At 52.0% G+C, this 24,497-nt stretch carries 18 protein-coding genes; 16 read left to right on the forward strand and 2 right to left on the reverse strand.

Annotated elements, in window-relative coordinates:
- Positions 1-29: 29 nt before the first annotated feature.
- The gene (locus YC6258_RS26435; RefSeq protein ID WP_169749041.1) at positions 30-1,607 is read right to left on the reverse strand and encodes a methyl-accepting chemotaxis protein; all 1,578 of its coding nucleotides are present in this window, start codon (positions 1,605-1,607) and stop codon (positions 30-32) included.
- A 1,105-nt stretch (positions 1,608-2,712) separates the two neighbouring features.
- Between YC6258_RS26435 and YC6258_RS26445 the strand changes: the two genes are divergently transcribed.
- From YC6258_RS26445 to YC6258_RS26485, 9 genes are all read left to right on the forward strand, one after another.
- Positions 2,713-4,278, forward strand: a complete 1,566-nt coding sequence (locus YC6258_RS26445; protein ID WP_044619530.1) for a cytochrome ubiquinol oxidase subunit I — start codon at positions 2,713-2,715, stop codon at positions 4,276-4,278.
- Positions 4,275-5,414: a cytochrome d ubiquinol oxidase subunit II gene (gene cydB, locus YC6258_RS26450; RefSeq protein WP_044619531.1), complete on the forward strand. Its 1,140-nt coding sequence runs from the start codon at positions 4,275-4,277 to the stop codon at positions 5,412-5,414. The genes YC6258_RS26445 and cydB overlap by 4 nt, the downstream gene beginning before the upstream one ends.
- 21 nt (positions 5,415-5,435) lie before the next feature.
- Entirely contained in the window at positions 5,436-5,552 is a 117-nt protein-coding gene (cydX, locus tag YC6258_RS29345; protein ID WP_044619532.1) for a cytochrome bd-I oxidase subunit CydX, read from the forward strand.
- A 57-nt stretch (positions 5,553-5,609) separates the two neighbouring features.
- Positions 5,610-7,271, forward strand: coding sequence for an ABC transporter ATP-binding protein/permease (locus YC6258_RS26460; RefSeq protein ID WP_052830607.1), 1,662 nt, complete (start codon positions 5,610-5,612; stop codon positions 7,269-7,271).
- Complete coding sequence (locus tag YC6258_RS26465) at positions 7,264-8,802, forward strand: ATP-binding cassette domain-containing protein (RefSeq protein ID WP_044619533.1); 1,539 nt, start codon at positions 7,264-7,266, stop codon at positions 8,800-8,802. The genes YC6258_RS26460 and YC6258_RS26465 overlap by 8 nt, the downstream gene beginning before the upstream one ends.
- 191 nt (positions 8,803-8,993) lie before the next feature.
- On the forward strand, positions 8,994-10,346 hold the full coding sequence (locus YC6258_RS26470; RefSeq protein WP_044619534.1) for a sodium-dependent transporter: 1,353 nt from the start codon (positions 8,994-8,996) through the stop codon (positions 10,344-10,346).
- A gap of 428 nt (positions 10,347-10,774) precedes the next feature.
- On the forward strand, positions 10,775-12,814 hold the full coding sequence (locus tag YC6258_RS26475; protein ID WP_044619535.1) for a type VI secretion system Vgr family protein: 2,040 nt from the start codon (positions 10,775-10,777) through the stop codon (positions 12,812-12,814).
- An 11-nt stretch (positions 12,815-12,825) separates the two neighbouring features.
- Positions 12,826-15,423, forward strand: coding sequence for a contractile injection system protein, VgrG/Pvc8 family (locus tag YC6258_RS26480; protein WP_044619536.1), 2,598 nt, complete (start codon positions 12,826-12,828; stop codon positions 15,421-15,423).
- Positions 15,424-18,258, forward strand: a complete 2,835-nt coding sequence (locus YC6258_RS26485; protein ID WP_044619537.1) for an OmpA family protein — start codon at positions 15,424-15,426, stop codon at positions 18,256-18,258.
- On the opposite strand, the gene YC6258_RS26490 is transcribed toward YC6258_RS26485, so the two are convergent.
- Positions 18,223-19,173, reverse strand: a complete 951-nt coding sequence (locus YC6258_RS26490; protein ID WP_052830608.1) for a formylglycine-generating enzyme family protein — start codon at positions 19,171-19,173, stop codon at positions 18,223-18,225. The two genes, YC6258_RS26485 and YC6258_RS26490, sit on opposite strands and share 36 nt — an antisense overlap.
- Before the next feature lie 269 nt (positions 19,174-19,442).
- Between YC6258_RS26490 and YC6258_RS26495 the strand changes: the two genes are divergently transcribed.
- From YC6258_RS26495 to YC6258_RS26525, 7 genes are read left to right on the forward strand one after another with little or no spacing between them, the layout of a single operon-like run.
- Positions 19,443-20,069 carry a contractile injection system protein, VgrG/Pvc8 family gene (locus YC6258_RS26495; protein ID WP_044619538.1) on the forward strand — a complete coding sequence of 209 codons (627 nt, stop codon included), beginning with the start codon at positions 19,443-19,445 and terminating at the stop codon, positions 20,067-20,069.
- Entirely contained in the window at positions 19,963-21,228 is a 1,266-nt protein-coding gene (locus tag YC6258_RS26500) for a phage late control D family protein (protein ID WP_169749042.1), read from the forward strand. The genes YC6258_RS26495 and YC6258_RS26500 overlap by 107 nt, the downstream gene beginning before the upstream one ends.
- On the forward strand, positions 21,210-21,923 hold the full coding sequence (locus tag YC6258_RS26505; protein WP_044619540.1) for a hypothetical protein: 714 nt from the start codon (positions 21,210-21,212) through the stop codon (positions 21,921-21,923). The genes YC6258_RS26500 and YC6258_RS26505 overlap by 19 nt, the downstream gene beginning before the upstream one ends.
- 56 nt (positions 21,924-21,979) lie before the next feature.
- Positions 21,980-22,690 carry a peptidoglycan-binding protein gene (locus YC6258_RS27785; protein WP_144407754.1) on the forward strand — a complete coding sequence of 237 codons (711 nt, stop codon included), beginning with the start codon at positions 21,980-21,982 and terminating at the stop codon, positions 22,688-22,690.
- Between the two features lie 5 nt (positions 22,691-22,695).
- Positions 22,696-23,610 carry a hypothetical protein gene (locus YC6258_RS26515; RefSeq protein ID WP_044619541.1) on the forward strand — a complete coding sequence of 305 codons (915 nt, stop codon included), beginning with the start codon at positions 22,696-22,698 and terminating at the stop codon, positions 23,608-23,610.
- 1 nt (position 23,611) lies between these two features.
- Positions 23,612-24,031 carry a hypothetical protein gene (locus YC6258_RS26520; protein ID WP_044619542.1) on the forward strand — a complete coding sequence of 140 codons (420 nt, stop codon included), beginning with the start codon at positions 23,612-23,614 and terminating at the stop codon, positions 24,029-24,031.
- A 24-nt stretch (positions 24,032-24,055) separates the two neighbouring features.
- Entirely contained in the window at positions 24,056-24,493 is a 438-nt protein-coding gene (locus YC6258_RS26525; protein WP_169749043.1) for a hypothetical protein, read from the forward strand.
- Positions 24,494-24,497 lie beyond the last annotated feature (4 nt).

Genomic DNA, 24,497 nt, shown 5'->3' on the forward strand with positions numbered 1-24,497 from the left:
GACCCACCGGATCCGGGCAACCGATCTGATTACTCAGTTTTAAATCGGCTCACCAGCCCAATCAGCTCACTGGCATGACTGGCTACCTGACGGGCAGCTTGATCGTTGTCACGCACAAAACCAGCTGAATCCGAAGCCTGATCGGCAATGACGGTAATCCGTTCAGCGACATCCCGACAAACACCACTCTGCTCTTCTGAGGCAGTGGCAATCTGCTGGGCCATACCATTAACAGAAGTCACCAACGTAGAGATTTTCTTCAACGATTCCGCTGCAATGAAAGCAGTTGTCTGAGTGGACTCACTGCGTTTCTCTGATTGTTCCATCGCGATAATGGCTTCTGTCGCTCCCCGTTTCAGGCGTTCGATCATCTGACCAATTTCCTCAGTGCTGTTCTGCGTCTTGCCTGCCAGGTTCCTGACTTCATCAGCCACCACCGCAAATCCGCGTCCCTGCTCACCCGCACGGGCAGCTTCTATTGCGGCATTCAACGCCAGCAAATTAGTCTGTTCGGCAATACTTTTGATGACATCCAGAACCGACACAATCTCGTTGACTTCATTACTCAGGACATTCACCCGCCCGGCTGCATTGCTGATCTCTGAAACCAGCTTTTCGATATCGGCTAACGAGTGCTGAACAGTTTCTGTCGCCTGACGGGCCTCCTTCTCACCATCGGTAATGGCATCCGCCACAATAGAAATATTTTCCGAAATCTCCACTGCCGATGCGGCCATCTCTGTCACTGCCGTGGAAATCTGGTCGGTCTCACTGCGCTGGCTGTCGAACAGGTCATTGATCTGGGTGGAATTGCTGACAATCCGCTCCGCTGAATCATCCACCCGGTGGGAGGCACCACGGATCTGCCGCACAATATTCGCAAGATTATCAATGAAGTTATTCACATGTAGCGACAAGGTGCCAATCTCGTGGCGGTCCAACACCTCCATTTTATAGGTCAGATCACCATGCCCCTGACTGAGTTCTTCAAGTGATTTGGAAATGCGTTGAATGGCCCGAATCAGTGGCGTCGCAAAGAAAACAGCCAGAACGACCGCGATGGCCAGACTGATCAACGCAATCATCAGACTGACCATCAGGCTTCTATCTGAGGCCTCCTTGGCATGACGCTCCAGAGTTTCGAGAACACTTTGAATATCATCGAAGTAAAATCCGGTCCCGATCATCAGATCCCAACGTGGCAGATAGATAGAGTAAGCGACTTTTTCAAACGGTTCCTGTTCTCCTGGTTTGGGAAACCAGTAACTGCTGTAACCTGTCTTATCCTTACCGGCATTTATCAATGCTTGGATCAAATAATTGCCTTTCTTGTCCTGCAAATTCCAAAAGCTCTCGCCGATACCGGCTTCCGAAGCTCCCAGAAAGACCCGGACACCCTTGCTGTTGTAACCAAACACATACCCGTTCTGACCAAACTTCAGCTGCTGCAGTCTTGGCACCGCCTGCTCAAGGCTTCCCCCGGATTCATAGATATCCGCAATGGAAGAGTAGGCCAGATCGATGTATTGCTTTAACTCGGCGCGCTTAAGCGCAACCATACCTTCAGATGCACTCTGAACCTGTGTGCGGACAGTTTTTTCATCCATCAAGTACAAAGTTAATAGCATAACTATTGAGAGAAACAATACGGGAAAAATCCCTAAGAAAACTAAACGAACCTTGACAGACATGCTCATATAACAACCTTGATTGAACCTTCTTATTAAGAGTATTTGGCATTTCACTACAGTAACGCATTACTCAGTTGGATATCGATCGATCCATTCTTCAAATCAAAACCATCGAGACAGACACCTCTTTAGGCTCATCCAAATTCCAAAAAACAGAAAATCATTGCAAAACAAGTACTTAACAAAAAACTGAGAGATAATCCGAACACAACAGTCCGCCGACAAAGCCTGCGTTACTTTTTGCTATCAATTCTGTTCAAAGAAAAGACAAGTCAACACTAAAACTATAGTCAAAAAAAAATAAGATGAGAAAAATCTGCTGAAATAATTAACGGGCCAACCGGCTTTTAGATACACAGAAAATACTCACCCATCATTACCGGCTCATACTCCCTGTCGTGAAATTTTTTTCAGTTATCGAACAACTGACTTATCCATAAAACAGTCCGCCATACTTCCGTCCACCACTCCATTATAGAAAGTAAGCAGTTTATGCTCTGCAAGTATGACCTCAGTCTGTGCGGGTTATTAAGGTAAACGTGTAGCGAATGTTGAAGCAATGGAAACCTGGGGTCTTATACCGACAGCTTTTTTGACGATCACTGATCCGTCGGTTATGGCCAGAACTCAGCACCTCACAAGGCGACGGTACTTGATAAAGATCGCAAAAAATGGTTTGCCGGCAAATATTGAGAAAGCATTCGAAAACGCCGGGAAGGGGACACGCATAACCGCGCCAACCAAAAACATTGGCAATATCGTATTTGCCGAATGGGGATTAGTGATTCTGAATTATAACAACAGGACGTGCTTATTCTGTAGATCTATTAATAGATCAAAATCTTCGCGGTATAGCAACCTTTTTGTCGCGTTTACTTTATTTATTTTAGGTTTTACTGATATACATCACTGTGCGGGATAAGTCAGGTCACTATATTAGGAGAGACTGAACAATGGTGGCTAACACCAAGGCAGATACCGGCAAAATGCCCAGGGACACTCAGCATTAAGAGGATCACCCATGAACGAAACTCTCATCGAGCTATCGCGGTTGCAATTTGCATTCACCGCGATGTATCACTTTATTTTTGTACCGCTAACCCTTGGATTAACGTTTTTATTGGCAGTCATTGAGTCTGTCTATGTGATGACGGGTAAAGAAATTTACCGTGACATGACCAAGTTCTGGGGAAAGCTGTTTGGTATCAATTTTGCCATTGGGGTCGCAACCGGAATCACTATGGAGTTTCAGTTCGGTATGAACTGGTCATATTACTCCCATTATGTCGGTGATATTTTTGGAGCCCCTCTGGCAATTGAAGGACTGATGGCGTTCTTCCTGGAGTCAACATTTGTCGGTCTGTTCTTCTTCGGCTGGGACCGGCTCAGCAAGGTCAAACACCTGATGGTGACCTGGCTGGTGGCGCTGGGGAGTAACTTTTCCGCCCTGTGGATTCTCGTTGCCAACGGCTGGATGCAAAACCCTCAAGGTTCCGTGTTCAATCCAGAGACCATGCGGATGGAAATGACCAGCTTTTCCGACCTGATTTTCAATCCGGTGGCGCAGGTAAAATTTGTTCATACCGTCTCGGCCGGTTATGTCACCGGAGCCATGTTTATTCTGGCCATCTCTTCTTACTACCTGCTGCGCAACAAGCACGTTGCATTTGCCCGTCGTTCTTTTGCCATCGCCGCCAGTTTTGGTCTTGCTTCGGCGCTGTCAGTGATCGTGCTCGGGGACGAAAGCGGCTATGAACTTGGCGATGTCCAGAAAGTCAAACTGGCTGCGGTGGAAGCGGAATGGGAAACCCAGACACCACCGGCTTCGTTTACCCTGTTTGGATTACCCAATGGTGATACTGAACACACCGACTTCGCCGTCAAGATTCCATGGGTCATGGGCCTGATCGCCACCCGTTCAATCGATGAACCGGTACTGGGTATCAAGGATCTCAAAGACATCAACCGGGAAAAAATCATTAACGGTGCCGAAGCCCACAGTCTGCTGCAAAAAATGCAGCAACAAAGTTTGACTCCGACAGAGCAGTCCCGTTTCGATGCCACCGTCAAGGATCTGGGCTATGGTCTGTTGCTGGAGCCTTTCGCCCAAGACATGAATAACCCGACTCCGGCCGAAGTGGATGCCGCGGTCGACTACAGCATTCCCAAAATCTGGCCGATGTTCTGGAGCTTCCGCATTATGGTGGCGGCCGGTTTCTTTATGTTGCTGGTGTTCGCACTGGCGTTCTGGTACAGCACCCGGCATCACATCGGCAAGCCCAGATGGTTTCTAAAAATGGCATTGTTCAGCCTGCCTCTGCCCTGGATCGCCTGCGAAGCCGGCTGGTTCGTGGCGGAGTATGGCCGCCAGCCCTGGGCAATCGCCGAGGTGCTGCCAATACATACTGCGGTTTCCAATCTGACCATCACTGACATCGTCATATCTCTGCTGGGTGTCGGGCTGTTCTACTCCTGCATGTTTGCGGTGGCGATGTTCGTCATGGTCAAGTTCGCCCGCAAAGGACCGGAGTCCCACGGCAACACCCCCATTCCTGATCACAGCCGTCTGAGAGGAGTTGAAGCATGATTGATTATGAAATGTTACGCATCATCTGGTGGGTACTGGTCGGAGTTCTGCTGATCGGCTTTTCCATCACCGACGGTTTTGATCTCGGGGTCGGTGCACTGTTGACCCTGGTGGGCAGAAGCGACAACGAACGCCGGGTCATGATCAATACCATTGGCCCGCATTGGGATGGCAACCAGGTCTGGTTTATCACCGCCGGCGGTGCCATTTTTGCCGCCTGGCCATTGATCTATGCAACCGCATTTTCCGGGTTTTATCTGGCTCTCGGCCTGACCCTGGCCGCCCTGTGGATGCGTCCTCTGGGTTTTGACTACCGCAGCAAGCTGCCAGGTCGAAAATGGCGTGAATTCTGGGACTGGGCTTTGTTTGCCGGTGGTCTCGTTCCGGCGCTGATCTTTGGCGTTGCGTTTGGCAACCTGTTGCTCGGAGTACCGTTCTCCATGGATGCCAATCTGAAAGCCACTTACAGCGGTTCCTTCTTCGGCCTGCTCAGACCGTTTGCGCTGGTCACCGGTCTGGTCAGCGTGGCGATGCTGCTGTCCCACGGTGCCACCTGGTTGCAGATGAAAACCACCGGAACACTCAGAAAACGCGCGGAGGGCGTGGCATTTGCACTATCGCTGACCACCTGCATGCTGTTCATTCTGGCCGGTATCTGGGTCGCCTTCGGAGTGGATGGCTACACCATCACTTCTGTCGTGAACGGTGCCGCCGCCTCCAATCCACTGCATAAAACCGTTGAAACGGTCAGCGGTGGCTGGATGCACAATTACACACTGTATCCCTGGATGATCGCGGCACCGGTACTGGGTGTGCTGGCATCGATCGTAACCGCGCTGATGTCCAAAGCCGGTAAGGCCGGTTGGGCATTTGTGTTCAGTTCTTTAACGATTGCCGGGGTTATTCTGACTGCCGGGTTCTCCATGTTCCCGTTCCTGATGCCCAGCAATACCATGTTGAATGCCTCACTGACGATCTGGGATGCCACTTCCAGCCATAAAACCCTCGACATCATGTTCTGGGTGGCGATGATTTTTGTGCCGATAGTGCTGGCTTACACGGCCTATTGCTTCTGGGTCATGCGTGGTCGCCTGAAAGAAGAACACATTGTGGCCAACAGCCACTCCCTGTATTAACTGTCTGTTAGGAGAATCAAGATGTGGTACTTTACCTGGATACTCGGCGTCCTGCTGGCCTGCTCCTTCGGTATCATTAATGCTATGTGGCTTGAGAGCACCGAAAACCTGGACCGCGACATAGACAGCGACAAATAGCCATTGCCGGTGTAAAGGGGACACCGGCTGTCAGCCGGCCGGTCCCCTTTTTACGCTATGAAACCCAGCAATGACCCACAACTGATGCAATGGCTCAGACAGCAGGGTCGGCCGTTTCAGTCCGCTACCCGGAAAGTGATACTGGCCGCCGTACTGCAGTTCATGGTGCAGCTGGCATCACTGTATCTCATCGCCATCATTGCCCAGACGCTGATTATTCAGCAGCAGCGTCCCTCTGCCTCAATAGTTGGCGGGCTGATACTGTGCCTGGCGGGGCAATTGTTGTTCAATCAGCTCAAAGCCCATCAGCAAACGCTGCTGCGCCGTCAGATCACGCAGCATTTCCAGCAGGCCCTGCACCAGCGTTTGCAGCAATACAGCCTGGCCTTGTCGCGCAGCCACACCAATGCCAGCTGGCAGGCCTTCTTTCTGAAACGAATCCCTGCCTTGCAAGGGTATTATTGCGATTACCTGAGTCAGCAACGCATCGCCAGCATCATCCCCGTGATCGTGCTGGCTGCGGTTATGCCGTTGAGCTGGCTGGCTGGCCTTCTGTTGCTGCTGTCAGCCCCGCTGGTGCCCTTGTTTATGTGGATCGTTGGTGTTGGAGCCGCCAATGCCCATCGGCAACATTTTCTGGCCATCGAGCGGTTGAGTGGCATTTTTCTGGATCGCCTGAAAGCGCGACAGCTGTTAAAGGTGTTTGACCGTACTGAAGCGGAAAAACAATTGTTTCAACAGGCCTCCGAGCAATTGAAACAACGTACATTGAAAGTCGTCAGCCTGGCGTTTCTGTCCTCCTCTGTACTCGACTTTTTCGCCACGATTGCCATGGCGCTGGTCGCCGTGATCATCGGGTTTTCCCTGCTTGGAGACATTCCATTTGGCAGTTGGGGACAACCAATGGACCTGCAAAAAGGCCTGTTTGTGTTGTTACTGGCGCCACTGTTTTTTGCTGAACTCAAAACCCTCGGCCGGTTTTACCACAGCAAAGCCGAAGCCCTCGGTGCCGCACAGGATTTACAGCAAATCATTGCCCGCCCGGTCGATGTTCCACACCACCGCTCCAGCAATTATGAACTGCACTGGCGGGATGTCAGCATCCTTCACGATGGCGGCCAGCCATTGATTCAGATTCATCAGCTTGATTTCCACCCCGGCAATAAAATACTGCTGCAAGGCCCTTCCGGGGCGGGTAAATCGACTTTGCTTGAAGCCTTGATGGGGCAGCGCACCCTGCACAGCGACCAGCCGCTGGAAGTTCTGCAATGGCAGCAGATTTCCTGGCTTGGACAACACGCCGTACTACTGCCCGGCAGTGTCCGCGACAATCTGACCCTGGGTCATCCGCGCAGCGATGAACAACTCTGGCAAGTGCTGCAACGGGTCGAGCTGGACGATTGGGTCACCCAGAGCAGCCAACAACTCGATACGCCACTGGGAGAACATCCACCCTTATCCGGTGGCCAGCAGCAAAGGCTGGCACTGGCCAGAATATTGTTATTTGATCAGCCGGTTATTTTTCTCGATGAGCCCACAGCTCATCTGGCCTCAGAACAGCAACAGCGTCTGACCGAACTGTTGCAGCAATTACTGCGGGAAAAAACCGTGATCTGGATTTCCCATCGTCCGCTGGACCAGGATTTTTTCACCCACCGTTGGACCCTTGATGCCGGACAGCGCGTGTTCATTCAGCAGGAGATCGAGCGTCATGATTAGGATCAGCGCGCTGTTACTGGCAGTCATCAATGCCGCTGCCGGTTTGACACTCCTGTTGCTATCAGGCTGGTTTATTGCCGCCGCTGCGGTGGCCGGTCTGAGTCCTCTGGCCCTGAACTTCAACTACGTGGTGCCGTCCACGCTGATCCGGTTGCTGGCGTTTATACGGATTATCAGTGGCTATGGAGAAAAATATATCGGTCATGCCTCGCTGTTCGACATACTCGGCACGTTGAGACTGAAACTGTTTTCCCAGGTCATGCAGTCCTCACAGACGGCACCACGGGCCGGAGAATTGGAAAAACTGACCCTGCATGTAGAATCGCTGGCCAATGCCAGTCTGAGTTATCTGCACCCGAACCTCTCCGCGCTGACCCTCGCCACCGCAGTGGGAATCACCTTAATCATACTGGCACCGGGTCAACTGAGCCTGTTCATCGCCACGATGTTGCTGGTCATTGGCCTGATCATTCTGCAATACCAGCGCCTGCGCGACATCAAACAGCGTCTTAACGAACAACAGTCAGTCTATCGCTTCGAACTGGAACATTATCTGCGTTCTGCCCCGCTGTGGAATTATCAGCTGACTCACCAGGCCTTGAACCAACAGGAACAGCAGTGGCTTAACCATGTACTGACACTACAGACACGTCAGCATCAGAGTGAGTGGTCACTGTTGCTGTTATCGTCGATGGCTCTGGTCATGGCCATTTACACCACCCCGGACACTCTTACCGGATCTCCTTACGCACTGCTGGTATTTCTGGTTTATATCGCCATGCCAGATTGGCTCGGTAACGGTGTCCGTGCCATCAGTGCCGGAATCGACGCCCGTCAGGCCCGTCTGGCGATCGCAACAGATTCCATACCTGAGAAACTTCCGGCGGAAAGCAGTTCTGCACCGGTGAACATTCATCATCTACAGTTGCAAGGCTTTGGCTGGCAACGGAACGAACAGGTGGGTCAGCCACTCAATCTGCAACTTCAGCGCGGCAATATTCTGTGGATCAAAGGCAGCTCCGGCAGCGGTAAAAGTTCTTTGCTGATGGCACTGGGGGCTTTGTTGCCGTTTTACGGAATATTACGGTTGAATGGTCAGACCTGCTCTCACTGGCGGCCCGCCTCGCTGCTGTATATTGAGCAGTTCCCCTATATTCTGTCAGACAGCCTGCGCAACAATCTGCTGTTGGCTGCACCCGACGCCGATGACACCCGGTTAGCTCAGGCCTTACAGTTTGCCCGGCTCGAAACACTGTTACAGGAGGGTCTGGATCAATGGCTTGGAGAACTGGGCCGGGATCTCTCCGGGGGCGAGAAAAAACGCCTCGGACTGGCCCGCGCCTGGCTCAGCAACGCGCCGGTCTGGTTGCTGGATGAACCGTTTGAAGGGCTCGACCAGCAAACCCGCGATGCTTTGACAAATAATCTCGAAGCGATTCGGGATCAACATATTGTGATGATCGCCTCTCATATTGAGCCTCAGCATATTGCACTGACACATATTGTGGATCTGGATCAGCTAACCCTTTGAGGGTCGCGCAATTCTTGAACAGACAGGTATGTATGCTGGTTTACAATTTTCCATTCACGACGCTTCCAAAGATGTCTTTTGAGTGACTTACCACATCTTGTTTCCGGTTTCTTGACATATCACCTTGCATCTACGGGCAGCTTTCGGAAGAATCCCGGGTTCCACTATTCATACAAAAAGAAAAAGTTGTAATGTCAGACAAAAAATCCATACACGGTATTTGGGCCAGTCGCTGGGTCTTTATTATGGCGGCAACGGGTTCCGCTGTTGGTTTGGGTAATATCTGGAAATTTCCGTATATTACCGGCGTCAACGGTGGCGGGGCATTTGTCCTGGTATATCTGATCTGCGTTGCACTGATCGGGCTACCAATTCTGATGGCAGAGATCATGGTCGGACGCCGGGGACGCCAAAGTCCGGTCAACTCATTGATCGATGTTGCCTCCGAATCGAACGGATCGACCTTGTGGCAATTAATCGGTTGGGTCGGGGCTGTTGCGGGTTTATTGATTTTCGGCTTCTACTCTGTTGTTGCCGGCTGGATTCTGGAATATGCCGTCGAAATGGGCAGCGGTACATTCAATGGCAGCAATATGGAGCAGGTCGGCAATATATTCAACGCACTGCTGGCTGACCCGGGCAAAATGCTGATCTGGCATACCGTCTTTACCGTACTGACCATGGCAATTGTGGTTAAAGGTGTCAATGAAGGACTCGAACGCGGCGTCAGAATTCTCATGCCGATCCTGTTTGTCCTGTTAATCGTAGCATTCGGTTACGGTGTCAGCAGCGGTCATTTTATCGATGCCTGGCATTTCATGTTTGATTTCGAGCCCTCAAAACTGACCGCAAAGGCCGTTCTCTCAGCCCTCGGGCATGCTTTCTTCACCCTCAGTCTGGGCATGGGCACCATGATCGCCTACGGCTCTTATATGACCCAGAAAGCCTCCATCGGCAGCACCGCCTTACTTGTGGTGTTTCTGGATACCGCGGTGGCATTGATTGCCGGTCTGGCCATCTTCCCCATTGTCTTTGCCAACCAAATGGACCCCGGTCAGGGGCCTGGCCTGATGCTGGTGACACTGCCGGTTGCGTTCGGCAATATCGCCCTGGGTCAGCTGTTCGGCACCCTGTTCTTTATTCTGGTCGGCATTGCTGCCTGGACTTCCTCCATTTCATTGATGGAACCGTCGGTTGCGTTTGTGGTGGAAAAATTCAAACTGAACCGCCTGCAGGCCTGTCTCATCCTTGGAGGGCTTGGCTGGATACTGGGGATTGGCGCATTATTGTCCTTCAACAAAGGCAGTGACATTCTGTTCTTCGGCAAAAACTTCTTCGACATGCTGGACTACGTGACTGCCAACATCATGCTGCCATTAGGTGGTCTGTTCATTGCGTTGTTTGCCGGCTGGGTGGTCAAGTCCCGGATCAGCCGGGAAGAAATGTCAGTCTCACCGCTCGCTCATCAGTTCTGGCTGGTATTGGTACGCTTTATTGCTCCGATATTGGTGCTGATCGTCTTTATCTATAACCTGTTGCAATAACAACCTTCCGGCTCCAGCAATCGGCTGGAGCCTCAAACAAATGTTCGCCCTGATGAATTGTGGCCGTATCACGAAAATGCAGTAGACCATTGCATCTACAGGCCTGCCCATATGATATGAGACACTTCTCACAAACCCCGACTAATCTGCTTGCTAACCATTACCTGAAGTACTATAAGTCACCTTCACATTAATGGTCAGCCAGTCTTCGACCATCTCTGTCTCAGGAATGAATTAATCGATAAGGAGCTTTCGATGCCTTTTCTCATGATGCAGTTATTTTCTGTTTTCCCAGTGAATATCACACTCAGCACCTGATTATTAAAGTCATGCCTGAGGACCGGCCAGTGATTTTCCCTTCATTCCCCCGTTTTGCCTGTTGCTCATTCAGGTTATTGAATTTCTGTTTTCGATAAGGAACTTTCGAGATGACCCAATCCACCGCCCCCATCGTTCATGCTGCCCGCCAGATTCTAGGCGCAGACAGCAGCCAGTTCTTTCTCAAAGTCGGCGATCTGTCTGGTGACAGTTTTCTGGTTGAGAGTGTGAAATTACAACACTGGCGTTTTCATCAGGACTTTACTCTGAAGCTGAAAGTCCTGGCCCTTAAGGATATCGACGATACCACCCTGCTGCATGCGGCAACGACCTTCCAGCTGCAAACCGGCGGCTCCCTGAAACCACTGCACGGATTGATCACCGAATGGACCGATGCAGACGGCAATGGCGATTATCGGGGACTACAACTCACCATCTCGTCGGTCTTGAATCCGCTTCGTCATCAACAGCATAACCGGGTCTTTGTAGATCGTTCAGCGACCGACATTGCTGAAGAACTGCTGCAAAACAGCCTTGGCGATCTGGCGGGTGTCGATGTGCTCTGCCAAACCTCACCGGTGTTGCCAATGACGGTGCAATACCACGAATCCGACTACGATTTTATTCGTCGTATTCTGGCCAAAGAGGGCGTGTTTCTGAATCTGCACCAGGACGATACCCGAACAATCGTACAACTGAGCGACGACCTGACTCAATTACCCGAGCACGAAATCACCATCAACCAGCGCTTTGCCACCAACGCCGGCGCGGCCAAAGACGACACCCATGTTTCCGCCGTCATTCAGAACCAGCAACACCATTTGTCTCAGGTTGTCCTGAATGACTATCAGCCCTGGGTCTCTGCCAGTCTGATGACCGACGCCAGCCTCGGCACCGCTCAGGGAATCGGCACCAGCGAGCACTGGGGATTAAACTATGATTCCTCTGACAGTGGCCGGCAACTGGCCACCCGGATGGCCCAGGTCCATGACTGGCAGCGCCAGACCCTGACCATTCGCACCACCAGCCGCGAGTTCTCGCCAGGCATGTTGTTGCAATTGACAGATCATCCCCGTTTCAGTGGCGACTACCGGGTCATCGACGTTGAATACTCCGGTTCCCAGCGCGCGGCCAGCGGTGGCAGCAATGATAAAGGTTGGAGCTGTGATTTGATCGTATTGCCAGCAGACCTGCCCTGGTGTCCACCCTATGCACCAAGACAACCGCACTATGCCGCCATGAGTGCCGTGATCACCGAAGAAATCGACGACAACGGTTGTTACCGTGTGCGGCTGCCATTCGACCGCCGCGCCAACAGCGAAGGCCCTGCCAGTCCACCGATCCGCTTGATGCAACCCCTGGGTGGCAGTGACCACGGCATGCACTTCCCGCTGGCTAAAGGCACCGAAGTCTCGGTGTTATGGGAAAACGGCGACCTTGACCGCCCTTACATCCAGGGCGCGCTGTATAACGGACAGGCCGAAAACCCGGTCACCGACGCCAACGCCAGACAGAACCTGATCCGCACCCGGGGTGACCACCGACTGCTGTTCGATGACACCCCGGACCAGGAACACATTCACCTGACCACACCGGAAGATCAGAACCACCTGACCCTCAGCGCCGCCAGCGAAGGTCATTTTGCAGAACTGGTTTCTGAGCAGGGCGAGGTTCGTTTACGCGCCGGCAAATCCGCCACCTTTGAAAGTGGCGAGGACCAGCAGGTCACCGTCGGAGCCAATCACAGCATTCACGTACAACAGGACTACAGCCTGCAAACCGAGGAAGGACAAATCACCGTAGCCGCCTCGACGGATATGGAATGGACCGCCGGCAAGGCCATACGGATGCACAACCGCGAACAGAATATTGAACTGCGCGCCACCAAAGCCATGCAGTTCCAGGCCGGAAACAACTTCTGGCAGCAGGTTGACAGCGGCAACTGCGACATTCTTGTCAGTGATGGCAGTTACAGTCTGGAAACCGGTGCCGATCAGGTATTCAACAGCCAGGGCAACAGCATCACCATCACTCAGGGCGACGCCACCGTGCAGTTGGATGGCTCCGGCAACCTGACTCTACAGGCCAACAGCATTGAACTGACCGCAGACAGCATCGCCATCAAAGGCGGCAGCATCGGCGACAACTGAGGGCGGCCACGATGACATTTACCGAAATCACCCTCACCCTCGCCAGCGGCACCCAATTACCGGTGCAGTACATGGAAGGCTGGGAAGATCTGAACCAGCCGACCCGGCTGGAAATTAACTGTCCGATCACCGAGCTGTATGAGGATACCGATGCATTGCTCGGCCAGGCCGTCACAGTCTCCATGCAGGCTGGCGATCACCAGCGTGTCTGGCAGCTGGTCATCGACCGTATTCAATACCACAGCGACGGTGCCGGCGAGTACTGGCAATTCTACCTCTGCTCCAAGCTGCTTTGGGGCAGACGCCTGCAACGCACCCGCTTATTTATGGACCTCAACCGCGAACAGGTATTACGGCAACTGTTGCGCGAATGCGGTTATCAGGACTTCGAGGTGGAATTGGCCCTCGACCCGGTACCTGCACCCAAAGGGCCATACCTGCAAGCCCAGGAAGACAACCTGCAATGTTTCCACCGCCTGCTCGCCGAAGTGGGCGGCATTTACTGGCTCGAACACCATCCCGAGCGCAACCATGAAACTCTGGTCATCCGTAACAACCCTGGCATCAGCCCTTATCTCGAACAGGTCCAATGGGCGCAGGTGGTGTCCGGACTGGCACCCGATGCCCAGCTCAACCGCATCACCAAAGCCATGCGCCGGGTGACCGGACGCCGTCGTCGTTATGGCCATGCGGTCAAAGGCGACACTCGCTCACTGAGCCGGGATGACGCCAACGTACAGGGTTTCGAACCGCCCCTGTCACGTTCCGAAGCCGAACAACGGGCCTTGTTCCAACAACAGGCCGACGAACAGTTCGACTGGCAACTGGAACTGCACAGCTTTCAACCCCTGCTCGCCGTTGGCTATACCCTGGTACTCGATGCCTCGCAACTGCCCGTCGCCGAAAGTGGGGAATTCCGTCTTCATAAGGTCCGTCACCATGCCCGTACCGCTGGTAGCGGTTATGGCCTGCGCTATCACAACGAAGCCTGGGTCATTCGCCGGACCACACCGGTCCGCCTGACCCTGGCGGAACAGGCCGACAAACCGTTGCTGTTTCCGGCCCGGATCGAGAGTCACCATGACTACGCCGAACTCAGTGCCGACGGTCGTTACTACCTGCGTCCGGCTTTTGATCAGAGCGGCAAACCCATCGCCCAGGCCAGCCCGCTGCTGGAGCGTGTCAGTATTTACGCCAGCCCGGAGACCGATGACGCACCTTCGGCCGGCTGGCATTTTCCTTTACTGGATCAAAGTACCGTGCTGGTCAGCTGCCTGAACAACGATCCCGCCCGCATGGCCATTTTAGGCTTCATCCCCAACCGGCGGCAGATCGGACCAGTGACCAGCGACAACGCCAGCCAGTCCCGGATTGTCACGCCGAGTCAGAACGAACTGCTGTTCGACGATGATCCCTATGTCAACCGCATCGCCCTGTTCACCTTCGACGGTCAAAACCAGTGCGAACTGTGCGCCCAGAACGAAGCCGCCTTCGCCGGCATCCTCAGCCAATACGGCAGCCTGCGCCTGACCGCCGGCACCCGGTTACTGATCAACACAGGTGAACACCTCAACGAACGCATCGGCCAGCACCGCGCTATACAGGTCACACAAAACAGCGAACTGCGCACCGAACAAGGCGCCATTCGTCATCAGGCTGCGACCGAAATAAACCTCAGCGCACAACAGAACATCTACCACAACAGCGAGGGTGACTACAGCCTCCAGGCCGCCGATGGCGATATCCAGATCACCGTCGGCGACGGCTTCAACACCGAAGTCAGCGGCGGCGACATGCAGGTTAAAGTCGCCGCCAACGCCACCCACCAGATCAATGGCACCATCCACCTGAGCAGCCAGGGCGGCAACATCATCATCACCGACGGCACCGGCGGCATACAACTCGACGCCGCCGGCAACCTCAAACTCTGGGGCAAAAAAATCACCCTCAACGGCCAGAGCGGCACCCAGCTGAATGGCGACATCAGCTATGAAACCGGTGGCGGGAATGAGCCGGAGAGTGTGGCGGCGGTGGAGATTCCGGACATACCGGAGACGCTGGAACTGGTGGATGAACTGGCACCGCGTATTGATGATATCAACTGGCAGGCCCGCACAGTTCTGATTGGTCAACCGGCAGAGCTTCATATTGCCGTCACCCATTTAATGAAAGACTCGACCCTGAACGTCACCATCGAGCAAGTCAACCCCGATGGTTCGACTCAGGTCGTCGACACTCTCAGCCACACAGTAACAGAAGCCAATGGCATCATTGCGCTATCCTGGCAAACACCTCAGCATACCGCTGAGCCTGAAAACCGCCATGCCTCTGAAGGCCTGAAACCTTATTACTACCGAGCCAAAGCAGAATGCGGCAGCGCACTATTCGAGTGGTCGGATAACCTGCAAATCAATATCAACCTTAAAGTCGACATGACCGAAATGGCCGGTCAACAGTACGAGGATGGAACCTTGATCCAGTTAGTCACAGCTGATCAACAGCATCATGAAGGCGAGATACGCCATCAAACTGTCTGGTTTAACAATGTCGCCAGTGGCGGCTGCAGCCTGCGGGTACTGGGCGCTGTCAACACACACAGGGAGGCCTGAATGACGGATTCTCATACCAGCACGTTACACCATAACTTACCCCCCAGCAGTGAACCGCTGGTCATTAAACCGACGGCACTTGAAAATGAACAGGCACTGGCCGAGGTACTGTATTGCCCGGAGCAGCATAGTCTGGTCACGTTATCCGCAACGGATCTGGATATCCTCAACGACTATGCCCAACAATACAATCAGCCCGTTGAGCAGTTGCTCAAAGCACAGCAAAACGGCACAGATGCCCAAAAACAGCAGGCAAAAGCAGCCGTAAGCCAGAAGCTCGATGCCCTTGTAAAAGGCGGAGGTATCGGCGATGTGCAGTGGTACGAGCTGCATTCACTCAACAAGAAGCGCAAAATCTACCTGATGCCGGGTGAATTTCTGGCCTATCACAAACATCTCAAGATCCGGCGTTTTTATCCACTTGAAGGCCAGCCCGGCGATATCAACAATGCCTTTGGGTCACTCAAAACCCCAACCGGTGATATCGATCCGGAGAAATTCAAAGATGCCTTCAAACAAGCCACCGCTGAAATCAAAGCCGAATGGAACATCAAGTCCGGTCAGGTCTCTGTCAAAACCATTATGCCCGGTCTGGCCGCCTGGTTGCTGGACGATGAACTGACTGCGCTGGATAACTGGATTGCCGGCATTAACGAAACCCTCAAATGGCAGAGCAGCGCCTCCGATAAACGCCGCAAGGTTATCCTGGAGCATTTACAGGCAGAGCCTTTGACGCTGGAAGATTACAGTAAAGCCAATCGATTAGCGCAGGAAACATGGGATAAAGAGAATCCTATCGCAGGTTACACATTCGATCTCCTACGAAAGGCACCACAAATAAAGGGTCAAAAATACAATTCAGCTCGTCAGGATTTGATCCACACTGTTGAACAGATTCCCCTGCCAACCGCCCGCTGGGATGCCAGTGCCGAAGCCAACCTGATGCGTTACAGCATGGGAGCCAGCACCGGTCTGGCCATGGATCTGACCAAAGGGGTGATCTGTGCCGAAGCAAAAGCGGAAATGGATATTGCCCTGGCAGAGGGTAAACTGCAGGGAGCCCTGTACTATCCGGACACCAGCGGCCATGAAGCCAAAGTCACCATGACGGTGAAAACCAAAAAAGGGGATTGGCAAGTCTTTGATCGCGCTGTGCCGAATCAGGTGCATTTTGATGTGGATTCGGAATTTATCAACTTGTGGGCAGTCACAGATATTTTTGAAAGCCTGCGTCACTGGGAACTGTTGAAAAAAACCATCGGTCAGAACAAATACCAACTCACCATTATCGGCCATACCAGCGCCCCTGGTACAAGAGAGTATAACCGTCGTCTCAGCCAGCGCCGTGCCCAGGTCGTCTATGGGTTATTGAGCAATAACCCCCGAATCTGGGAAATCATGTTTATTGATCAGCATTGGGGCGACGTGGAGCGAATCTATATGCGCACGGCGATTCAAAAACTGATGCCTCAGTCAGATCAGCAGCAGACTGATCGGCAACTGATCAGTGCGTATTTCAAGGTCTGCCACAACTATTATCAGCTGGGCGATTTAAAACTGCCAACACTGGTCCAGCAGGAGTTTGCCCGTAACTACATTCTGCCTCTGGGCGAAACCGAACTTATGATTGATACCCCGCAGGAAGAGCGATTGAACCGCAGGGTTGAATTTGTGTTGTATGAACTGGTCGGGGAAACAGCAACCGAAGCACAGGAAAACGTCAGCTTCGGGCATCTGCGTTTAAAATTTGAAGGCCATGTCGGAGGATATGTCGGCGTCAATGCCAGTGTCTCTGCAGCGATCAGCATCAATGCCAGGCAGGGAAGCATGGAGTTTCAGGGCACCCAGGCAGAGAGTTCCCGTAAAGAAAGCCCGGCGATGGCTGAAGGGAAGTTTGCGGCCTTTGCGGGTGCCAAAGTCGAAGCCGGCCTGAAAGCCGCGCTGGACTGGCGTAAGCCGCAGGAACACAAGCAAGCGATGCCCGACTGGAACACCCTTGGCTCCCTGGGTTACATCGTCAACGGCTATCTGGGGGCGGCACTGCAGGGCAGCTTTCAGATTGGCTATGACACCCAGATTCAACGTTTTGTCATCCGGGCTCAGGCCAGTTTATGCATTGGTGCCGGTGCCGGTGGTAAAGTGGATTTTACTGTGGATGCCAAACAGGTCTGGGCGTTTATTGATCTGGTATACAACCAATTGCGCAAGGCTGATTTCAGTGTCATCGACTTCTTTCAGGATGAAATTTATGACCGTTTTGTAGCATGGTCTTATGAATTGATGAAACAAGGATATCTGTTTCAGGGCATGGCTATGCGGGGCGGTATTGAAGTGGCCAATCAAGCGGTACAGCTTCTGGATGTAGGTAGTAATATCTATGAATCTTTTGCAACCAGCGAAAACGAATCCGATTCTCTGGAGCAATTGATCGACTACCTGAAGCACCATGCCAGTGCCGCCCGATATGCACCACCTGAGGTGAAAGGCCGGGTATTGTACCGGCTGCTCGAAACCGAGGAAACCTGGTGGCATCGCTGGGGGTTGACTGACTATGATCGGGAACGGGAAGAGGCCGTGCAATTTCTGTTAACCGAAGGCGTTGTCAGCAAACGTGAGTATCAGGAAGTACTGGAACATACACTTGGCCGCTCAATCGCCGGCCGCAGCGAAGCCGAAAAATGCCGCCATGCCAGTCAGGTACAAGAGACTCTGTTGAACTTTATGAATGACAAGGAAGATCGCGCGGCCCTGACCCAATGGTGGGACACACTGCCCGATCCCGGACAGTGCAGCTGCTCATCACTTCAGAGTGGACTCAACCCCTTCCACCGGTAATGCAGACCAACGGGGTAATGGCTCTTCACTGTGGATGGCACAGCGAAAGCCATTGCCTCCGGTAAATTCTGGAGGCCTGGAAATCCGCCGAAATACTGTATTGGCAGTCCAGTCGGAATTCGCGGTACCAAAGCCTCTTGAGACTTTGACTCCAGATCGTTCTTCACTTGGTCCTATTGGATTTTTTTCTGGTGAGTGCAAATAGTAGTTAGGTATATACCAATCCCTTACCCACTCATTCACATTACCGGTCATATCGTATAACCCCAGAGGATTGGGCGGGTACGTCCCTGGAGGATCTGGCTGAATGCCATGATGGTGGGGTCGATAATTACGGCCCGGCTCCAACTCACCGTTATCTGTGGCATACCGGACCGCCATGCCCCGACTGCGGGCAGCATATTCCCACTGGGCCTCCGTGGGTAAATCAAAGGGTAAACCTGTAATCTTGCCCAGCCATTGGCAATAAGCCTGAGCGTCGTACCAATTTACCCCCAGGTTCACTGGATATTCTTTTTCAATAAATCTCGAACGACCTCTTAGATCCTCCCGAACCAATGGCAATCCATTCGCTTCGGTATAGGTATCATACTCAGCATACGTCGTTTCATATTGGTTGAGATAAAAACCACTTAAGGTGACCTTATGCCGTTCGATGCAATCCATATCACACCCAAAAGGCATTCGATAACTCATGCTGCCATCGGCCATCGGCACCCACTCACCCTGTGGATTGGTTTCAGGGACTTCATACCCCACATCCCCCATCACAAAACTGCCGCCTTCCACATACACCATATGCTTCAAGGTCTGTTTGATCAGGGCTTTCACCTCCGGGGAATAAGGTGACTCATCGCCACAGGCGGGCAGGGTCAGGGAGAGCAGTGCCAATAGGAAGAACAAAGGTGATTTCATATCAGAGAACAATCCTTGGTATACACAGAGGCACCTATGCTACCAAAAACACAGGCTTTAAAATGATGACTTATTTCGCGGATTAGCGCGTGTATTTCTCATACACTGCATAAACTGCGAAGTTTATTTATCGTGAGCCGTTTACCAGTACTCTGCCTCGGCACATTATGTTAAGGAAAGGAATATCACATGGACAGTCGCATTAATGTCAGCACCTGGCTCAAACAAGGTCTGGCGTGTGGCATCGAAAATCAATCATGATCGCCACAATGACATTTACCGAAATCACCCTCACCCTCGCCAGCGGCACCCAATTACCGGTGCAATACATGGAAGGCTGGGAAGATCTGAACCAGCCAACCCGACTGGAAATTAACTGTCCGATCACCGAGCTGTATGAGGATACCGATGCATTGCTCGGCCAGGCCGTCACAGTCTCCATGCAGGCCGGCGATCACCAGCGTGTCTGGCAGCTGGTCATCGACCGTATTCAATACCACAGCGACGGTGCCGGCGAGTACTGGCAATTCTACCTCTGCTCCAAACTGCTCTGGGGCAGACGCCTGCAACGCACCCGCTTATTTATGGACCTCAACCGCGAACAGGTATTACGGCAATTGTTGCGCGAATGCGGTTATCAGGACTTCGAAGTGGAACTGGTTTACCAGTACTCTGCCTCGGCACATTATGTTAAGGAAAGGAATATCACATGGACAGTCGCATTAATGTCAGCACCTGGCTCAAACAAGGTCTGGCGTGTGGCATCGAAAATCAATCATGATCGCCACAATGACATTTACCGAAATCACCCTCACCCTCGCCAGCGGCACCCAATTACCGGTGCAATACATGGAAGGCTGGGAAGATCTGAACCAGCCAACCCGACTGGAAATTAACTGTCCGATCACCGAGCTGTATGAGGATACCGATGCATTGCTCGGCCAGGCCGTCACAGTCTCCATGCAGGCCGGCGATCACCAGCGTGTCTGGCAGCTGGTCATCGACCGTATTCAATACCACAGCGACGGTGCCGGCGAGTACTGGCAATTCTACCTCTGCTCCAAACTGCTCTGGGGCAGACGCCTGCAACGCACCCGCTTATTTATGGACCTCAACCGCGAACAGGTATTACGGCAATTGTTGCGCGAATGCGGTTATCAGGACTTCGAAGTGGAACTGGCCCTCGACCCGGTACCTGCACCCAAAGGGCCATACCTGCAAGCCCAGGAAGATAACCTGCAATGTTTCCACCGCCTGCTCGCCGAAGTGGGCGGCATTTACTGGCTCGAACACCATCCCGAGCGCAACCATGAAACTCTGGTCATCCGTAACAACCCTGGCATCAGCCCTTATCTCGAACAGGTCCAATGGGCGCAGGTGGTGTCCGGACTGGCACCCGATGCCCAGCTCAACCGCATCACCAAAGCCATGCGCCGGGTGACCGGACGCCGTCGTCGTTATGGCCATGCGGTCAAAGGCGACACTCGCTCACTGAGCCGGGATGACGCCAACGTACAGGGTTTCGAACCGCCCCTGTCACGTTCCGAAGCCGAACAACGGGCCTTGTTCCAACAACAGGCCGACGAACAGTTCGACTGGCAACTGGAACTGCACAGCTTTCAACCCCTGCTCGCCGTTGGCTATACCCTGGTACTCGATGCCTCGCAACTGCCCGTCGCCGAAAGTGGGGAATTCCGTCTTCATAAGGTCCGTCACCATGCCCGTACCGCTGGTAGCGGTTATGGCCTGCGCTATCACAACGAAGCCTGGGTCATTCGCCGGACCACACCGGTCCGCCTGACCCTGGCGGAACAGGCCGACAAACCGTTGCTGTTTCCGGCCCGGATCGAGAGTCACCATGACTACGCCGAACTCAGTGCCGACGGTCGTTACTACCTGCGTCCGGCTTTTGATCAGAGCGGCAAACCCATCGCCCAGGCCAGCCCGCTGCTGGAGCGTGTCAGTATTTACGCCAGCCCGGAGACCGATGACGCACCTTCGGCCGGCTGGCATTTTCCTTTACTGGATCAAGTACCGTGCTGGTCAGCTGCCTGAACAACGATCCCGCCCGCATGGCCATTTTAGGCTTCATCCCCAACCGGCGGCAGATCGGACCAGTGACCAGCGACAACGCCAGCCAGTCCCGGATTGTCACGCCGAGTCAGAACGAACTGCTGTTCGACGATGATCCCTATGTCAACCGCATCGCCCTGTTCACCTTCGACGGTCAAAACCAGTGCGAACTGTGCGCCCAGAACGAAGCCGCCTTCGCCGGCATCCTCAGCCAATACGGCAGCCTGCGCCTGACCGCCGGCACCCGGTTACTGATCAACACAGGTGAACACCTCAACGAACGCATCGGCCAGCACCGCGCTATACAGGTCACACAAAACAGCGAACTGCGCACCGAACAAGGCGCCATTCGTCATCAGGCTGCGACCGAAATAAACCTCAGCGCACAACAGAACATCTACCACAACAGCGAGGGTGACTACAGCCTCCAGGCCGCCGATGGCGATATCCAGATCACCGTCGGCGACGGCTTCAACACCGAAGTCAGCGGCGGCGACATGCAGGTTAAAGTCGCCGCCAACGCCACCCATCAGATCAATGGCACCATCGACCTGAGCAGCCAGGGCGGCAACATCATCATCACCGACGGCACCGGCGGCATACAACTCGACGCCGCCGGCAACCCAAACTCTGGGGCAAAAAAATCACCCTCAACGGCCAGAGCGGCACCCAGCTGAATGGCGACATCAGCTATGAAACCGGTGGCGGGAATGAGCCGGAGAGTGTGGCGGCGGTGGAGCAACTAGATATCCCGGATACAGAAGAACTTGATTTATTGCCCTTTATGGCCAATCAATCATTATGGCTCGAAGTAGTACTGATCAACGATCAGCAAGAAGCAATAGCCAACTCTGAATATCTGATCACAGCACCTGATGGTACCGAATACCGTGGCTGTACCGATAGTAACGGTATTGCTCGCATTGAGGGTTTAAGTCATCTATCGGGCTATCACATATCGTTTCCTACCTTACCAATACCGTCACGTCTTTCGTCCGGTCAATCTACCAAACCGCCAGTTACAGCTGTTATCAATCTGTTATTGAGAGATTCTGACGGCCAGGCAATGGCGAATGTTCGCGTGTCTTTGACCGTCGGTGAAGACACTCTGGAAACTTTTACAGAGGCTGATGGCCGATTGCGGATGAGTTTAAACAATCCGAGCACTGAAGAAGGCCAACTGGATGTTTTTCTAGACACAGACAGTGAGAAACCATCCCATTCTTTCCAACTGCAGCTACAACGGTTAGACAGCATCGATTCTATCTCTGGCATACAAGCCCGTTGCAATAACCTGGGTTTTGATTGTGGCGAAATAAACGGGGAACTGAACAACAAAACCCAGGCCGCCATCAAAGCGTTTCAGGCAACTTACGGATTAACGGAAGATGGAGAACCCGGTCCGCTGACCAAGAAAAAATTGCATAAAGTATATGGAGGTTAAATCGTATGGTAGACATCAATACCACACCTGCCGAGCTTGAAGAAGGCCTCAAAGTCAAAGCCGGTGTCAGAACTACCATCACTGTTAGCGCCAGAGAACTGTGTCTCCTGGTTGGCGCTGAAAATTATTACAACTCTTACGCACTGAAAATGATGTTTTTCGCTCCTGCGGTGAGAGATATACGCAGAGCCAGAGATGAGTACGATCACTTTCGGTTGATCTACTTTAACCATGGTTATAACAACGAGGAAATCAAACAGGTCCAGACCAGTCTGAAAGATATTGATGTTACTATGGTGGCAGTCACTAATATTGACGAGATGTTAACTGAACTGAATCAAAAAAGTCCGGTTTGTAAAATCCAACGATTAAATATTTATGCTCACGGAATACCACTTGAAATCAGTTTTAACTATCACAGTGACAGTGAAGAAAAATGCAGTTTGTCAATGCAGCATATTTCTAAGATTGATAAAACCATTTTCTGTGCAGATGCTGTGATATGGTCTTATGCCTGCAGAACTGGTAATGGAGCCAAAGGTCTTTGGAATGAGGTTTCACAAGAGTTCACTTATCCAGGAACAACAGCTGATGACAGTGCAGACATAGAAAAAAGTCTGGCACAAGCAATGGCCAATCAAACTGATCGACCCGTTTACGCATGGTTAACTCGAACGTTATATGAATATATCTGGGATGACCAGGGTGACCAATCATATCGAAAAACATTTATTGATATCCCTCATCCAGGCACGGATGGAGGGTGGAAAAGGGAGCTAAAGGATTTGATTCCTTTTTCTGAAGAAGACGATAAGGATGATTTAGTTCTGTGGAACAAACAAGGCGCAAAAAGAGGCGTTGTTGGTGGCAATACACCTCACGGCCTTTCTAATTCACCACATAAATTTACTAAGAAATAATATGTTAGCTAAAAAATTCAGAATAATTATCCCTGTATTATTTGGAACTTTACTTTGGTGTTCAGGATACTTTTTAACTACCGACGTGTCAGGTACAGATAACTTCAGTTTATATTCTGTATTTGGCTTTAAAGGTCTGCTCTGGTTTATGTTTTTTCCTTTACTAACGCTGATTCTTATTGTTTTGAAGGCAAAAAGAATCCCTCTGATGATATCTTATGCCACGCTATTTCTCGCAGTTCTATCGGCAGTTCTGTTTCTCGGATATGAAGACAAAACAGGGAATTTTTTTGAGTTTAGAGATTTAAGAAAACTATATTGTGCTATAGGTTGGTATTCGATTGTGCTTGGCAGTTTTGCTATCGCTTTTGGCGCCAAAAAGAATGCAATGGGTACGAATATTCCAAAAAAATTTAATTAACTATGAGCTAAGGAGTAGTACAAGTTGATGACAACCAAAACGATCCTGGCAGCGGTCGGAATAATCTTCTGGTTGATGGGATATTGTATTCCAGCTGATTCCGGGCACACATCTACAGACAATGTTTTGAACGCATTTTGCGGGTTAGGATTACTAATCGATCTGAGTCCATATGTTTTGGTATCTGGATTAAATAACATCAAAGCTACCACATCTGCACTTACCGTATCCATAACTCTGTTTATTCTCGTATCTTGTTTATTTATCTGTGCATTGATCATCGGCTGCGATGACGAAAAAGCGGGTGAATATTGGATACTGAGACATATTTATCAACTCCAACAAGAAACCGGCTGGCTATTTCTTTTTTTAGGAAGCGCACTATTAATTGTTACTGTGAAACAGAATCAATCTCGAAACAATCACCAAAAACTCAAATGGCTGATGCTCACAATCAACTAAATAA

It is taken from the genome of Gynuella sunshinyii YC6258 (genome assembly GCF_000940805.1).
GTDB lineage: Bacteria > Pseudomonadota > Gammaproteobacteria > Pseudomonadales > Natronospirillaceae > Gynuella > Gynuella sunshinyii.